The 16,402-nt window shown below is 35.1% G+C and carries 12 protein-coding genes; 9 read left to right on the top strand and 3 right to left on the bottom strand.

Going from position 1 to position 16,402, the window contains the following annotated elements; all coding sequences use genetic code 11:
- Positions 1-172: 172 nt before the first annotated feature.
- From ACT5E3_RS05255 to ACT5E3_RS05245, 3 genes are all read left to right on the top strand, one after another.
- On the top strand, positions 173-958 hold the full coding sequence (locus ACT5E3_RS05255) for a hypothetical protein (protein WP_444997259.1): 786 nt from the start codon (positions 173-175) through the stop codon (positions 956-958).
- A complete protein-coding gene (locus ACT5E3_RS05250; protein ID WP_444997258.1) occupies positions 955-1,977 on the top strand; it encodes a hypothetical protein in 1,023 nt (340 codons plus the stop codon). Before ACT5E3_RS05255 ends, ACT5E3_RS05250 begins: the two co-directional genes overlap by 4 nt.
- 66 nt (positions 1,978-2,043) lie before the next feature.
- Positions 2,044-2,556: a chalcone isomerase family protein gene (locus ACT5E3_RS05245; protein WP_444997257.1), complete on the top strand. Its 513-nt coding sequence runs from the start codon at positions 2,044-2,046 to the stop codon at positions 2,554-2,556.
- A gap of 203 nt (positions 2,557-2,759) precedes the next feature.
- Here ACT5E3_RS05245 and ACT5E3_RS05240 read toward each other — a convergent pair whose 3' ends face one another.
- Positions 2,760-3,587: a mechanosensitive ion channel family protein gene (locus tag ACT5E3_RS05240; RefSeq protein ID WP_444997256.1), complete on the bottom strand. Its 828-nt coding sequence runs from the start codon at positions 3,585-3,587 to the stop codon at positions 2,760-2,762.
- A gap of 506 nt (positions 3,588-4,093) precedes the next feature.
- Between ACT5E3_RS05240 and ACT5E3_RS05235 the strand changes: the two genes are divergently transcribed.
- From ACT5E3_RS05235 to ACT5E3_RS05210, 6 genes are all read left to right on the top strand, one after another.
- Positions 4,094-7,708, top strand: a complete 3,615-nt coding sequence (locus ACT5E3_RS05235) for a PAS domain S-box protein (RefSeq protein WP_444997255.1) — start codon at positions 4,094-4,096, stop codon at positions 7,706-7,708.
- A gap of 16 nt (positions 7,709-7,724) precedes the next feature.
- On the top strand, positions 7,725-8,117 hold the full coding sequence (locus ACT5E3_RS05230; protein ID WP_444997254.1) for a response regulator: 393 nt from the start codon (positions 7,725-7,727) through the stop codon (positions 8,115-8,117).
- Complete coding sequence (locus tag ACT5E3_RS05225; protein ID WP_444997253.1) at positions 8,104-9,777, top strand: diguanylate cyclase; 1,674 nt, start codon at positions 8,104-8,106, stop codon at positions 9,775-9,777. Before ACT5E3_RS05230 ends, ACT5E3_RS05225 begins: the two co-directional genes overlap by 14 nt.
- A gap of 5 nt (positions 9,778-9,782) precedes the next feature.
- Positions 9,783-10,544 (top strand): Hpt domain-containing protein, encoded by a 762-nt coding sequence (locus tag ACT5E3_RS05220; RefSeq protein WP_444997252.1) that lies wholly within the window; start codon positions 9,783-9,785, stop codon positions 10,542-10,544.
- Positions 10,545-10,782: 238 nt separating this feature from the next.
- Complete coding sequence (locus ACT5E3_RS05215; RefSeq protein WP_444997251.1) at positions 10,783-12,888, top strand: EAL domain-containing protein; 2,106 nt, start codon at positions 10,783-10,785, stop codon at positions 12,886-12,888.
- Positions 12,881-14,041 carry a response regulator gene (locus ACT5E3_RS05210; RefSeq protein ID WP_444997250.1) on the top strand — a complete coding sequence of 387 codons (1,161 nt, stop codon included), beginning with the start codon at positions 12,881-12,883 and terminating at the stop codon, positions 14,039-14,041. The genes ACT5E3_RS05215 and ACT5E3_RS05210 overlap by 8 nt, the downstream gene beginning before the upstream one ends.
- Before the next feature lie 22 nt (positions 14,042-14,063).
- Here ACT5E3_RS05210 and ilvN read toward each other — a convergent pair whose 3' ends face one another.
- Together ilvN and ACT5E3_RS05200 are read right to left on the bottom strand one after the other, a co-directional pair.
- Entirely contained in the window at positions 14,064-14,561 is a 498-nt protein-coding gene (gene ilvN / locus ACT5E3_RS05205; protein WP_444997249.1) for an acetolactate synthase small subunit, read from the bottom strand.
- Entirely contained in the window at positions 14,561-16,285 is a 1,725-nt protein-coding gene (locus ACT5E3_RS05200; protein WP_444997248.1) for an acetolactate synthase 3 large subunit, read from the bottom strand. The genes ilvN and ACT5E3_RS05200 overlap by 1 nt, the downstream gene beginning before the upstream one ends.
- Positions 16,286-16,402: the final 117 nt, after the last annotated feature.

Here is a 16,402-nt window from a genome sequence, read left to right as displayed (position 1 = left end):
AAAGGCTACTATGGACAGATAGGTGAACATTCCATCTCATATACATTAGTCAGCTTGTCAGTCGGTTTAAAGGACAAAGACGATATCCAAATCCGAAATACCTGATTAATAAAAACTCAATCATAGTGGGTAATGTAGAAAAAACATAGACTTTAAGCTAGGGACAGTAACAATGGCAGAGCCAAGCAACCAATCATTAAAACAACGAAACTTACACATTTTCACCAAAAAACTCTGGCACTCCATTACCTGGATAGGTTCAAAAGTTAACGCATTAATCTTGTTTTTAGCTTCGGTTGCTGGCATATTATCCTTGTATTTAACCTTTTACGCCCCTCCATCCAAGCCACCACCATATAATAGTAATCCAAAACAATTACCCAACTCTGACTCTTCAGGTTCTCAATCAATTCAAACTAAACCAACTCAAACTAAACAAACTCAACTGAAACTAATTAACCCTGAACTAAAACCAGAAAAAGTTACTATCGTTGAAAGAAAGTTGGATCAAAATCAAGCTTATCCCATAAATGCAAACACCGTGACGATAGCGCCTCCTGATAAAACAGTAAAACTATCAAAAGTAGAAAATCATCAATTAATATTGTTACCGGATAAACATGCGAAAGTATTTGCGAATAAACTGAGTGAACTATTAAAGCAAAAAGATATCGATAATGTGATTCGCTTAACAACAAACACAACGAATCAACCCATTATTTATATTAACAGTCAAATTGAATTAACGCATATTGATGGTGTGTATAGTGCAAATATTTATTACTCACTCATTTCAAATAATAACCAAGCCCTAGAAAAAGAATATATTGCTTATGGAGAGTCAACATTAAGTGAAAAAAGAGCGATTAAAAATGCGCAATCTTTTACTCCTCCAACACTCACCCCAATTGAACTCATTAAACTTTTTAATATTAAAAAAAGGAATAGTTTATTATGAAATTTTTTCCGTCTATATATCTATTAATGCCTATAGCACTTTTATTATCTAGCTGTAAAACAATGTTAAAAATGCAAGATTACCCCAATAAAAAAATTATGCTTCGTGAAAATATCTCTGGAGCACAATCAAAACGAACTCAAGTATTAATTGTCCCCAGTAAAAGCAAGCTAGAGATTGCCAAAGAAAAATCTGCCAACCGTATTTTAGATGGAAAATTAGCCGAAATTATTGCCAGCACAGGCGCAGAAATAATTGATAGAGAGCTACAAAAGAAACTTCTTAGCGAAATAAAACGCTGCGAAAATCAAGGGTATGCGCTAGGACGTCAATGCTTTAAATCAAAAGTGCCAGATATCATTATATCAACCGAAATTACCAGTATCGACTTATCATCATCATTTAGCAGAGCAAGCAGCAGCAAAGATAAGAAAGGAAAAACCTATAAAACTCCAGCAAGTTGCTCTTACAAAACAAACTTTGAAAGTCTGGTTAATATATACAATATGCAAAAACTTCAATTAAAAGAGTCTGTAAAAATTAAAGGAAATAAAAGCATTAGCCAAGATACCAATAATGCTAAATGCCCTTTTAATCAAGCATTATTAGAAAGCAGTATAACTGCATCAATACAAGATGCCGCCAAATACTATGGCTCAGATATAAAAACATTATTTTCACCTAAAGCAAAAGTTATCGAGTACCGTTGGGGAAACAATCAAAAAGATAACTTTTTTCGGCTTTCCATTGGTAAAAGCGAAGGGGCTCGTCCAGGTCTAGAAGTGGTAATTATGCGTGATGAAGCCGAAACAACCAATAGTCCAAGTCAATATGATTTTAGTAGTGAAATAGCCAGAGGAGTTATTATGAAAACGGACAGTCAATATAGAGAAGCGTGGGTTCAAGTAAAATCAAGAGAAAGCGCTCTACGGGTTAAAGCAGGCGACTTTGCAAAAATTATTTATACTGCACCAGCCTGTAAGGATAAGTTTTATAAAGGACTGTGTGAAATTTTCTAAGCATAAGTGATCTAATAAAGTAAAACTAACGTATACAGCTCAATTGAATTAACCAATTGATTACTGATGAAAAAACTCATTATTTTAGGTTTAATACATCTGACTTTAAACGCAGAGCCATTAGCAGCTTCAACGCCCCACTTACCGACCCAATTGAAATTAGTCGGCCAGGCAAGCTTAAGTATTTTATGGTGGGATATTTACAACGCAGAACTTCACTCTCTCACAGGCCAATATAATGAGGAAACTAGACCGTTAGTATTAAAATTAACTTACCAAAGAAAAATAAGTCAACAAGATTTATTAAAAGAAACTAAGTCTCAATGGCAAGACTTTAATATTTCTGAAAAAAAACAAAAAGAGTGGTTAGATCAACTAAAATACATATGGCCTAACGTAAATAAAAAAGACACTATTGAGTTTTATATTGATCGCCAACATAATAGCCACTTTTATTACAACCGAAACTTCATTGGCTCATTGTTTGACGCCGAATTCAGTCAGGCCTTTATTAATATCTGGCTCGCAGACAATAGTGATTATCCTGAGTTGACGAAAAAGCTTACAGGCAAAAGATAAGGCATCACAAATATAAATGATTTCTCACTCTTAAATACGGCTAAAAATAACTCTAAACACTTAATATCAGTATTCTACCCTATAACCTCTTAGCTCTAGAAAAAATTACTAAAAGTAGAGTTGTATGATAATTATTCAAACATATACCTGCTCCATTAGCCTTTATTTTCAGTAGAGTCAGGTATATATATTGAATTCAATAATTACAAAACTTTAACCTCACGTTGTGGGTAAGGTATTTCAATTTGATTATTTTTGAGAGCATCCCAAATCGCTTTGTTGACTGCGAACCGTGATGCATTGACTTTATTAGAGTTTACCCAAACTCTAACTTCCAAATCAACGCTACTATCACCAAATCCTAAAATACCAACCATAGGCTCTTTGACTTGATTAACGTCGGGATGACTTTTTATCACCTTAGTCAGCAGTTCTGTTACATGTCCTAAATCACTACTGTAGGCAACCCCTACAGATAATTCAAGTAAAGAAACGTCATGAGAATTATGCAAAATCTCACCAACAATATGTTTGTTTGGTATCGTAATTTCAACATCATCTTCAGTGACTAGTACAGTATGAGCCAACAAAATATCTCTAACTTGGCCACTCACCCCTTGCACATTAATTGTGTCTCCTACAACAAAAGGCCGTGTTAAAATAATATTAAGCCCAGCACTATAATTAGAAAGCAAGCCTTGAACAGCAAGACCTGCGCCAAGAGAGATAGCCCCAATTGCAGCTAAAAAAGGCGTAACACTAATTCCAATTTTGTTAAGGCAAATAACAGCAACCATTGCAATAATAACAATTCTGACAATATTTGAAATAAAACGTGAAAGTGTTATATCGATTTGTTTAGCACTGCAAAGACGCAATACTAATTTAGCCACTCGTCCAGCAACGAACAAACCAATTAATAATACAAGAAATGCGCCAAACAGTTGAAAACTGTAATTAACAAAAAAATTAATCACAACGTCATATACAACCTGCAACTGCTCAAATTCTTTTTTTAACTCTTGCTCCATAAACTCCCCACAAAATTTACTTACATTAATAGTTTCTAATACTAACAGTTATATGCGTGTTCTACTCAAAAATGCAAACTGAGTTAAATAGATAATGATATTCGTCTGATTATCGATAAAAATTTCACCAAGAACATCAGCATTGTAGCGCCTTAAATTTATTATTTAAAAAGCAAGTTCAATGCTTTTCCGAGAATTTTTAACCTATAAAACAACTAATTCTCTGTTATTCAAGCTATTCCGTCAATCAAACAAATATCAAAATAATCATTTTAAATCAATATATTAGACAAAATCATTTGGCTTTTAGTTACTTTTATAATAGCGCTCAGAAGAAAGCCTCTCACTTCCTTCTAGATCTGTACTAAACTTATAATAAGTTGCAAAACATTCAAAAAAATAACCTCTCAATTATACCAAACGGAGACTAAGAAATTTCGATACATCTCAAGGTTTGATAATAATGAGAGTTTTATTTTATATTATTCAATAGAGCCTTTAACTTAATGCAGCCACCGAAAATACCTGACAATGAAGTATCACGGTTAGCAGCGTTACAAGACGTTGTCATTCTTGATTCTCCAGCAGAAAAACGGTTTGATCGCTTAACATTATTGGCTAAACAAATATTTAATACACCAATATCACTTATTTCATTAGTAGATAGCAATCGACAATGGTTCAAATCTCGTCAAGGATTAGATGCGCTAGAAACAGAAAGAGACATTTCATTTTGCGGCCACGCCATTTTAGATGAACACATATTCTGTATTCCTGATGCTACAAAAGACAATCGCTTTGCAGATAATCCATTGGTTACAGGCCCTCCGAATATTCGCTTTTATGCCGGCGCCCCATTACATATTGGAGAATATCGAGTAGGTACTCTCTGCATCATAGACAATCAACCTAGAGAACTCACTTTAAATCAAAAAGATATTTTGCGCAACTTAGCTGATTGTGTCGAAAATGAACTCAATCAAATCGAATTAAACCAGAAAAAAGAAGACTTAAGACTCAATCAGTTATTAGGTCAAGCAATAGCAGAGGCTCAATCTGAATTTATTGCTCAACAATATGAGTTTTCATATTTTTATGCCTTACTAAAAAATATATTACCCTTAACCAATAGTCAGTATGGATTTATTGGTGAAACCTATTCCAATGAACAAAATGAAACTTACATCAATTTATTTTCAATTAGTCAAACCAATATGAGTGAAAAGCCACCAGAAAAAATACAATTAACTGGGCAAAATAATCTATTAAGCTCGGTCGTTATGAGTACAGGTCCTATTATTTTAAACGAATCAGATAAGTCGCTTGTTGCTAATGGCTTACCAATAGAACATCCACCAATTAATAATTTCTTAGGTATTCCTATTTTTCATGCCAATGAGGTAGTCGCTATTATTGGAATTATTAATCGACAGACATTAATAGGTGAAAGCCTTGTTAACTTTTTACACCCACTGATAGCCAGTGTCAGCCAATTGGTTCATGCATCTAAAATTCAGAAAATGCATTTAAAAAGTGAAATGAGACTTAAAGCAATAATAACAGGAACCAACACGGGTACTTGGGAGTGGAATGTTCAAACAGGCAAAACACTCTTCAATCAACGTTGGGCAGAAATCATTGGGTACACTTTAGAAGAACTTGCACCATTAAATAGGCAAAGATGGATTGACTTAACCCACCCAGAAGATTTAAAAATTTTAAACCAACAGCTTGAACAACACTTTTCAGGTGAAACTGATCATTATGATTTTCAGTACCGCATGCGACATAAAAGTGGGCACTGGGTTTGGGTACATGATCGTGGACAAATTCATAGTAAAACAAGTGACAACAAGCCTTTGTTAATTTATGGTACACACACTGATGTAACCAAAAGCAAAAATGCTCAATTTCTTTTAGAGGAATCACGTAAAGAATTGCAATCCTTCTTTGATCTTTCTCTTAATTTTTTATGTATTGCAAACGTCAACGGTTACTTTGAAAAAGTAAACTCTACTTTTTCAAAAAAATTAGGTTATTCAAACAGAGAATTACTCAACCAACCATTTATTCATTTTATTCACCCCGAAGATCAAGATGCCACAAACCAAGAGGTTCAAAAACTGTCTTATGGTATGCCGACGGTTTCTTTTACTAATCGTTATCGTAAAAAAAATAATGACTATATAACATTAATGTGGAATTGTGCTCCGGATGTATCAACAGGTAAACTTTACGCAACAGCGATTGATATTACTCGTCAAAAAAATCATGAACAAGCTCTAAGGGATCAAGCCGAACATACACTCGCCATTTTAACCAACATGGTTGATGGCATTATCACAATTGATCAAGACGGCTTAATTGATTCTGCCAATCCATCGATAGAAAGAATTTTTGGTTATTCTATTACAGAACTGCACGGTCAAAATATTAACTGTCTTATGCCTAGTCCCTATAAAGACAATCACGATATGTATATTGCTAATTACCAGAAAAAAAATTCATCTAAAGCGATTGGTTATAACCGTGAAGTGGAAGGTAAACATAAAGATGGTACATTATTTCCATTGGAAGTTTCTATCTCAGAAATAACTCGTAAGCATAAACCTATGTATGTTGGTCTGGTTAGGGATATTTCAGAACGTAAACGTATTGAGAAAATGAAAACAGAATTTATATCAATTGTTAGTCATGAACTCAGAACACCATTAACCTCGATTTCAGGAGCCTTAAGTTTGATTAATGGTGGGCGTCTCGGTGAACTACCCGACCCAGTTAAATCAATGCTGGATGTTGCTCAGAAAAACAGCAAGCGTCTAACGTTTCTAATTAATGATTTATTAGATATGGAAAAACTGGTGGCAGGAAAAATGAGCTTTGAGTTAAAGCTATATGACATTGCTCCGCTCATTAAAAAAGCAATCGAAATTAACCAGACTTACACAACAAAACATAACGTAGAGATTAAACTAATTGATGAAATTCCAGATGTAAAAATAAGAGTGGATAGCTATCGATTCATGCAAGTTTTATCTAATTTGTTTTCAAATGCCATCAAATACTCGCCAAAAAATAGTTCTATAGATTTATCTTTAAAGTTAATTAACAAACAAATAAAAATAATTGTTAGCGATTATGGAGTAGGAATCCCCTCTAAATTCCATAAAAAAATATTTAACAAATTTTCTCAAGCAGATTCATCGGACACACGAAAAGTTGGTGGTACAGGCTTAGGTTTAGCAATTTCACGAGAAATCATTGAACGTATGAATGGGTCTATTGGATTTGACTCTACCGAAGGGAAAGGCGCAACATTTTATTTTAAACTGCCCTATATAAACAGTCTAAACAACGAAAAAAATAATAACCTAACCGCTTCAGAGAATTCCAGCACGAAGCGACTTTTAGTTATAGAAAATAATTTTGATGTCGCAGAATTAATTAGCCAAACATTAACAGAGTCTGGCTTTAGTATTGATATTGCTTACGATAAAGTTCAGGCTTTATTATTGCTTAAACAACAGATATATTCGGCAATCACTTTAGGAACTGACTTACCCGAAGTTAATATCGCAGAGTTGTTCCGTGAAATAAGAAATAATAGAGAAACATCACAAGTACCTGTTTTAATCATTTCAACAGAAACAGAAGCTAACTCGCCGTTAGCCAAAGAAATATCAACAAAATACCATTGGTTAAAAAAGCCATTTAAACATACAGCGCTTATTGAAGCCGTTGAAAAGTTATTGATAAAAAAAGACATTGATGCAATAAAAGTGTTACATATTGAAAAAGATATCAACCTGCATGAAGTTATAAAGAAAATGGCAGGGTGCGGCTATCAATTCAAACAAGTTAATACGTTAAAACAAGCTAAAAAGCAACTTAACCAAAGCAGATTTAACTTAATTTTAATGGATACTAATTTAACTGACTGCTCTGACAACGCTGTAATTTCAGAAATTAAAAGAACCAATTTTTTTAGCAAATTAATTATTTTATCGAGCTCTGAGCCGACTTCAAAACAAAAAGAAAACGCCGATGGCTATTTACTAAAATCACAAATTTCGCCTTTAGAATTAAAGGCATTATTGAAAAGATTCACATTTACAAAATAGAATAAGGAATATATTAATGACTAAATTACAAAAAATTCTTTATGTCGAAGATGAAATTGATATACAAAAAGTAGCACAACTTGCGTTAGAAATGGTTGGCCAGCTTACCGTAAAAGTATGTTCATCAGGAGAAGAAGCACTAAGTGAAGTTATTGAGTTCAACCCTGATTTAATATTACTTGATGTCATGATGCCTGGTATGGATGGCCCCACTACACTTAAAGAAATAAGAAACTTACCTAGCTTAGAGAATATACCTGTTGCTTTTATGACAGCAAAAGTGCAACCTTCAGAAATAGAACACTTTAAATCTTTAGGCGCTCTTGACGTTATTGCTAAGCCATTTGATCCAATGGAGTTAGCCAACCAAGTTCAAGCCATTTGGAAAGTGCATAATGAAAAAAGCTGAACAGACCTCTAATATCAGAGAAAAGTTAGCTCAATTAAAAGCAGACTATGTTAGTCGGTTACCTAGTGACTTATCCGAAATAGAGTCGCTTGCCAAACAACTCGTGAATGGAAATCCACAAGAAAAGTTATTTCTACAACTACATGCCAAATTACATAAAATCACTGGTTCTGCAGGCACCTTTGGCCTTAACCAGTTAAGTGAAAAAACTCGACCATTAGAACAAAAAATAAAAACGTGGCTCAATGAACCATTAGAAAAACCAAATGGTAAAAAGCTCAACGAGTTCTGTAGTCAAGTATTAGAATTAAAAAATACGCTAAATGAAATAAAACAGCAGAAAACAATATTAACTTATACACAAACAAATCCTTCTCTGGAAAAATCGTATAATATTTGGATCATTGACAATGATGATTTGTTAGCCGAAGAGCTATCACATCAAATAGAATCTTTTGGTTATCAAACAAAAATATTTGATGACTTAAAAAATGTAAATACAGCTATAAAGACAGCGTCTCCAGATCTTATTATTACGGGTATAATATTCGAGAAAAACAATAAAAGCATTATCGATATTACACAACTGATACCCAAACTGAAAAATATCGATATTCCACTTATTTTTATGTCAGCCTCTGATGACTTTAATACACGAATTAATGCTGCACGCTTGGGCGCAGAAGGTTTTTTTATAAAGCCATTAGATGTGCCAAGCCTGGTTAATCGAATAGTACAAATATTTGAACGAAAAATCAGTCCTGCTCAAAAAGTGCTTATTGTTGATGACGATCAGCATTTAGCAGAACACTACAAGCTCGTTTTTTTAGCAGCAGGTATTAATGCTGAAATTTTAGAAAACTCTAGAGATATTATTCATAAAGTATCGACCTTTCGCCCGGAATTAATTTTAATGGATCTATATATGCCTGATTATACAGGCCCCGATTTAGCTGGAGTACTTCGACAATATGATAATTGGGCCAGTTTACCCATTGTGTTTCTTTCTTCTGAAACGGATTTAGATAAACAAATAAGTGCAATGAAACATGGTGCTGATGATTTTTTAACTAAACCAATTTCTAATGCGCAGCTCGTTGCAGCAATAAAAGGCAGAATAGAACGTTCACGGCAATTAGAAGCTCAAATCACACGAGATAGTTTAACCGGGTTGCTTAAACATTCATCCATTAAAGATGCGGCTGAAAGTGAAGTCAATAGAGCTTCAAGAAACAAAACGCCTGTGTCTATTGCAATGCTTGATCTCGACCATTTTAAAAATGTTAATGATAAGTATGGGCACGCAACAGGAGATGTTGTGATTTGTGCTGTTGCCATGTTATTACGTCAAAGATTGCGCCAGTATGATATTATAGGTCGTTATGGTGGAGAAGAATATGTAGTCGTACTTCCTGGTTGTGATGCAATGCTCACCATCAAAATTATGGAAGATATACGTAAATACTTTTCTGAAATAAAATTTCGTCACGAAAATGAAATATTTTCTTGTTCAATATCAATAGGGGTTGCGGCTAATAATGATTTTCCAGGTTACAATGGCTCAGAAATTTTAATCGTCGCAGATAATGCTTTATATGCGGCCAAAGAAGCCGGTAGAAATAGAGTAGTCAATGCAAAAAAACTTCCTTCAAAGGGTTAATACACATGGCTAGTTTAGAGTCATTTCAAATTTTACTTGAGCAAATGCGAAGTGACTTCTTAAATGAACTTCCTGAACGTTGTGATAGTCTTGATGAACTGATTCTAGGCTTCGAAAAATCACCGGAAGATGAAACTTTATTTAATGAATTATTTCGTCAGATTCATAGTTTGAAAGGTTCAGGCGGTACTCACGGCCTAACAATAATAACAACGCTCTGTCATCAATTTGAAAATTTTTTAGTTTTTTCTAAAAGTAATAATATTTTTGATCAAGTTTATGCATCGCAAGCTTTAGCTTATACCGATCTACTCAGACAAGTAGCATCAATAGCAATATCTCAAAAAAGCACAGAATTTGCCAATATTGAAGCTGAAATTCATCGTCTAATGAGCTTTCATAACCAAGAAAAAAAATTAGGATTAATTGTTGAAGGCTCATCTATGATGGCTAGTCTTTATTTGCAAGCATTAAATCAGCTATCTGTTCAATTAATGATTAATAGTAGTGGACTTGAAGCATTGGCTAATTTAATAAGAGAACCTTTCGATTTTATTATTTTAGGTCGAGAGCTGCGTGATTTGAATGGTGTTGCTTTATTAGCCGCTCTACGCCATTCAGAATCTCAAAATCAGAATATTCCGGTGATTTTTGTTAGTAGTAAAAAACAGTCTGATCTCGACCAATTTTCAATTTCAAAGACTATTTTAAAAGATCAGGCACTTGCCTCCAATTTGGTATCCGCAATAAAAGAAATACTTTCTTAGCCATTTTTATATAAAAACTAAAACTATTATACTTTTCTATCATCTTTTTTATTTTTATATTATATAAATGCATTTTTAAATAGATTATTAGTCGTAGCTTTGATATTAATTCCTCCCCTATTAGCCTTCAAATAGACTAATATTAATATATATATTTGAGTTTATATTTTTATTGAACTCTAATCGATCTTTTAACATGCTAATAGCCATTTCAGCAATATGGAATAACGGCTTGAATATGGAACAGAAACTATCAAAAGATGAGCTTATATTATCTCATTCTTTCCCTACCAGTAAAGCAACCTGGCAAAAAATGGCTGAAGACTGTATTGCTTTAGCCAATCATAATGGTGGTATTATTCAACTGTTCATTCCTGAAAATACTTATCATAAAAGGTATTTTAAAACATTCTCAAAAAATATCACACAATTTACCCAAGGTTTGAAATATGTTTATCTTAAACCTAATCAATCAACCTCGGTAAACCAGCTAAAATTAAAAGTTTATCCATCTTCTGCATCATTAATAAGTTCACTACCAACAATCAATAACAATTTATCTAAGCATACAGTGATATCACAAATGGAAAAACCAAATACGCCAACCATCCAGATACAAGAGCTTCAACAAGCAGATATTCCTACTGACTTAATCCAATTAAAGTATGGTATTCAACACTCACCTTATCCAATACTTATGCTCGATAAAAATAATAAGATCACAATGGCTAACAAAGCATTTCAAAGACTGGTTACAGCAAACAACGACGACTTACTTAATCAACCAATCACGTCCTTTTTAACAAACAAGCAAACTAAAAGTTCTTTTAAACAAATATGGCAATATGTAAATACTGGCCAAGTTTGGCAAGGAACAATTGACTTTCAAGGCGCTCCTCGAGATTCTATTCCTGTAGAGTTAGCTGTGACACCCATTTTAAATTCACAAAACAAACCTGAAAGCTATTTGCTTCAACTCAAAGACCTCCGTGAAAGTATTGCAACACAACAGCAATTAAAACAATTAGCTTTTTATGATCCTGTCACTAACTTGGCAAATAGAGCCTTATTAAAAGATCGACTCAGTATGGCTTTAGCCAGTCAAAGAAGGCAAAATACTTATGGGGCATTACTATTTATCGATCTTGATCACTTTAAACAAATTAACGATGTACATGGTCATAGCCAGGGCGACGCTGTACTAAAAGAATGTGCGATAAGACTATCGAGTATATTACGCGAAGACGATACTCTAGCAAGAATTGGTGGCGATGAATTTGTTGCAATACTTTTAGGGTTTGGCTCAAGTTCTCAGTCAGCAAAAATACAGGCAACATCAACTGCGGAAAAACTTTTAGGCTCGATGAATGAACCGTTAATTGTTAATGGTTATCAACATTACATTGGTGCTAGCATTGGGGTTACTATCTTTCCTAAAGGTTTGGAGACAGCCGAAGATTTATTACGCGAAGCAGATACAGCAATGTATGGAGCAAAATCGGCCGGCAGAAATTCTGTTTTGTTATTTGAGTCATCCATGTTTCAAGCGGTTCGTCAACGATACCAAATAGAACATGAATTAAGAGAAGCAATTGAAAATAATCAGTTTGAAATTTACTTGCAACCTCAAGTTGATATCGATGAACAGATTGTAGCAAGTGAAGCATTATTACGTTGGCAACATCCAACTAATGGCCTTATCCTTCCCGCAAAGTTTATTCCTATTGCTGAAGATACCGGACAAATAGTTGCTATCGGTAATTGGGTTTTAGTTAAAGTTTGTGAGGTTATTGCAGATTGCCAGCAACAAGGAAAAGGAATATCTATTGCAGCGAATGTCAGTGCTCATCAATTTAGAGAGCCAGACTTCGTTAGCACTGTAAAGCATATTTTAAAAACTACCCAAGCGTCACCTTCGTTATTAACTTTAGAGTTAACTGAAAGTTTACTTTTAGAAGATACTACTGCAACAGCAAAAATCATGTCAGAGTTGGCGGCATTAGGTATCAACTTTTCAATTGACGACTTTGGAACGGGCTATTCAAATCTTGGCTATCTCAAAAAATTACCGCTTAAAGAGTTAAAAATCGATCAGTCCTTTATCAGAGATATTTGCATTGATCCAAACGATGCAGCAGTTGTGGAGACAATGCTATCACTAGCTAAACATCTTAATTTACAAGTAGTCGCTGAAGGTGTGGAAAATAAAGAACAAGCGGAATTTTTGAATAAACTTGCAAGAATTAAAATGCAAGGCTACCTTTTTAGTAAGCCCCAGCCAGTCACAGATTTTTTAGCCTTATGGTTAAATAAACCACTAACAAGCGAGAGACATTTTGAATAATGATTTTAATATACAATTATCTAAAATTTCTGCTGACTTTCAAAAAGAAATTCCGAATCGCCTTTTAGAAATTGAATCTGCATTTAATCGGGTTAATATAGATAACTGGCAAGAAAATAATGAGTCAGAGCTATTCGCATTATTACATAAGCTTTCAGGTACTTCAGGCACTTTAGGCTGGCAACCGTTATCTGATGCGACATCAAAACTAATGCAGCAACTCAAACAAATAGTTGAGTTTGATACTCCAAAGTTAGCAGAATGGAACTTAATTGGTATTGCAATCAAAGATTTAGAACAGATCGCAGAAATGCGAGAAGTTGAACCCGCCGATGAGTTGGAATGTGAATATCCTGACTCAGAAAAAAAGCTAGTGTTCATTGTTGACGATGACGAAACCTTAACTAATTTATTAGCCTGTTCATTAGAATCGAATGGATATACCGCAGAGCAGTTTTCAACACCAGAAGCCTTTGCGGACGCCTGCCGACAAAATCAATCCCCCGATTTGGTTTTAATGGATATGGACTTTCCTGGGGGAGCTTTTGCCGGCGGTGAAATTTTAGCCCAACTGCGGCATGAACTAGATAAACACCTGCCTTCAATTTTTATTTCCAAACATGATAGCATGCAAGCCCGCCTAACTGCCTTTCGAGCTGGAGCAAGTCGTTATTTATTAAAACCAATTAATATCGAGCAGTTAAACCGTTTAACAGACGAACTCTGCGCACCATGTGGTGAAGATCCCTACCGAGTTATCGTTGTAGATGACGATGAATATACTTTACAAGCGTTTGTCATAGCATTAGAAGCTGCAGGCATGGTGGTTGAAGGTATTAACCACCCACTTGATGTGCTTGATAGAGTTCGAGAATTTATGCCAGATGTACTATTACTCGATGTTTACATGCCAGAAGCAAGTGGGCCAGAAATTGCTGCGGTATTAAGAGAAGACGAAGAGCTTTCGTGGCTGCCAATATTATTCTTATCTGTAGAAACCGATCCCTCAACACATGCACTTGCACTAGCTCATGGCGGCGATGATTTTTTAATTAAACCCATACCGCCTAACTATCTTCAAGAAGCCGTAAAAGCCAGAGCGTGGCGAGCTCGTCGTAACCGACGATTATTTTTGGCCTCAAACGCACAATAAACTAGCCCTTAACAGCTAGCACCTAAGGTACTAGCGCTTTGGCTCCTCTTGCAATTGCAACACAACCAGAACGGACAATTTCAATAATATCACTTTGTCTTCTGATAGAACGAATAAACGCATTAAGCTTTTCTTTTTTTCCGGTTAATTGAACCGTGTAGAGCTGGTTAGTGCTATCAACAATTTGCCCGCGAAATATTTCTGCGGTACGAACTATTTCTTCTCTTGCATCTGGCGTATTGGCATTCAACTTAACAAACATCAACTCTCGTTCAATATGAGGTTCATTAGTTAATTCAGATATTTTAAGTACATCCACCAACTTATTAACTTGTTTGATAATTTGCTCTATCACTCGATGATCACCATTAGTCTCAATAGTAATACGAGATAAGCTTTTATCTTCAGTTGCAGCAACAGTAAGACTTTCTATATTGAAAGCTCTTTGTGAAAACAACCCAACAATGCGAGACAGTGAACCCGGCTCGTTTTCGAGCAAAATAGATAATATTGTTTGCATTACGCTTCTACTCCTTTTGCCAACCACATTTCATCAATTGCTCCTTGGCGTTTTTGCATCGGAAAAACATGCTCATGCTCTTCAACCTGAATATTCAGTAAAACTAACCGATCTTTCATAGCAAATGTTTTCTTTACAGCTTCATCTAACTGATCAACCGAATCAACATTAATACCAATATGTCCATAGGATTCAGCTAGTTTTGAAAAATCAGGTAATGAGTCCATATAAGAGTGAGAATGTCGACCTTCATAATCTAAATCTTGCCATTGTTTCACCATACCTAAATTACCGTTATTCAAAAGAATAATTTTTACTGGCAAGTTATATTGTAAACAAGTGGATAATTCTTGAATATTCATTTGGATAGAACCATCCCCGGTAATACATGCGACATCAGCATTGGGGTGAGCTAATTTAACCCCCATTGCTGCAGGTAAACCAAACCCCATTGTGCCTAAGCCTCCTGAGTTTATCCATTGCTTAGGACGCTTGAAAGGATAGTATAAAGCAGCAAACATCTGGTGCTGACCAACATCAGATGTGATAAACGCTTCGCCCTGAGTCGCTTGATAAACAGATTCAATCACTTGCTGAGGTTTAATAATTTTGCTATCACTAACATAGCTTAAACAATGTTTATCTCGCCACTGGGCTATTTGATTCCACCAGCTCTCTAACGCGCTTTTATCTTGCTTAACTGCCGCTTTATCCATTTGTTCGTTGAGCTGTCTAATAACCACTTCAACTGAGCCTACAACAGGTATATGTGCATCAATTGTTTTTGAAATTGAAGTCGGATCAATATCCACATGAATAATCGTTGCATTAGGGCAAAACTTACTTGTTTTATTTGTAACACGATCATCAAATCGAGCTCCTAATGCTAAAATAACATCAGCATTAGCCATTGATTTATTGGCCTCCAATGTACCATGCATACCGAGCATCCCTAAAAAATGACCATGAGTACCAGGAATACTGCCTAATCCCATCAGGGTATTGGTAACAGGTGCATTTAACCTTTCTGCCAGTTGCACTAGTAGCTCAGATGCACCAGCAGTAATAACGCCACCTCCGGCATAAATAACAGGACGATGAGCTTTCAATAATACCTGGACTGCTTTTTTAATTTGTTTGCAGTGTCCTTTTAATGTTGGGTTATAAGAGCGTAATTTGATTTCTTGTGGCATTTCATAATGAAACTTTTGCTTTGGGTTTAATTTATCTTTTGGTAAATCAACCACTACAGGGCCAGGTCGCCCTGATTTTGCTAAGTGAAAAGCTTTGGCTATCACACTAGGTATTTCACTCGCCGTACGACAGCTAAAACTATGCTTAACTATTGGTCTTGAACAACCTAAAATATCGGTTTCCTGAAAAGCATCATCACCTATCAAGTGAGTGGCAACTTGCCCTGATAGTACAACCATAGGTATAGAATCCATATAAGCTGTCGCAATACCTGTGACACAATTCGTTGCTCCAGGCCCAGAAGTAACCAAAACAACCCCAACTTCATCGGTTGAACGACTATATCCATCAGCCATATGTGTTGCAGCTTGTTCATGTCTGACCAGGATATGCTCAATATCATGTTGCTGAAAAATTGCATCATAAATATCAAGAACAGAGCCACCAGGATAGCCAAATATGTATTTTACATTTAAATCTTTAAGCGCTTTAACAACCATTTCTGCGCCAGAATATAATTGTGATGCCATTTTTATATCTCTCCCTCAATCAATATAGGCCAGAAGCGATTACTCTGATGAGTAGTTGCCAACTTTACGTGATTTTGTTTTAGCATTCCCAAGCCCCTCAAACTTAAATTTCGATGC

Source organism: Aliikangiella litoralis, from assembly GCF_052495765.1.
Note: the sequence above shows the minus strand (reverse complement) of the source record. Positions and strands in the feature narration are given on the sequence as shown.

What these genes read in the sequence shown, in the direction of transcription:
- ACT5E3_RS05230 (WP_444997254.1), top strand. Translation starts at nt 7,725, where the DNA reads ATGACTAAATTACAAAAAATTCTTTATGTCGAAGATGAAATTGATATA.
- ACT5E3_RS05200 (WP_444997248.1), bottom strand. Translation starts at nt 16,285, where the DNA reads ATGGCATCACAATTATATTCTGGCGCAGAAATGGTTGTTAAAGCGCTT.
- ACT5E3_RS05245 (WP_444997257.1), top strand. Translation starts at nt 2,044, where the DNA reads ATGAAAAAACTCATTATTTTAGGTTTAATACATCTGACTTTAAACGCA.
- ilvN (WP_444997249.1), bottom strand. Translation starts at nt 14,561, where the DNA reads ATGCAAACAATATTATCTATTTTGCTCGAAAACGAGCCGGGTTCACTG.
- ACT5E3_RS05220 (WP_444997252.1), top strand. Translation starts at nt 9,783, where the DNA reads ATGGCTAGTTTAGAGTCATTTCAAATTTTACTTGAGCAAATGCGAAGT.
- ACT5E3_RS05240 (WP_444997256.1), bottom strand. Translation starts at nt 3,587, where the DNA reads ATGGAGCAAGAGTTAAAAAAAGAATTTGAGCAGTTGCAGGTTGTATAT.
- ACT5E3_RS05235 (WP_444997255.1), top strand. Translation starts at nt 4,094, where the DNA reads ATGCAGCCACCGAAAATACCTGACAATGAAGTATCACGGTTAGCAGCG.
- ACT5E3_RS05225 (WP_444997253.1), top strand. Translation starts at nt 8,104, where the DNA reads ATGAAAAAAGCTGAACAGACCTCTAATATCAGAGAAAAGTTAGCTCAA.
- ACT5E3_RS05250 (WP_444997258.1), top strand. Translation starts at nt 955, where the DNA reads ATGAAATTTTTTCCGTCTATATATCTATTAATGCCTATAGCACTTTTA.
- ACT5E3_RS05255 (WP_444997259.1), top strand. Translation starts at nt 173, where the DNA reads ATGGCAGAGCCAAGCAACCAATCATTAAAACAACGAAACTTACACATT.
- ACT5E3_RS05215 (WP_444997251.1), top strand. Translation starts at nt 10,783, where the DNA reads ATGGAACAGAAACTATCAAAAGATGAGCTTATATTATCTCATTCTTTC.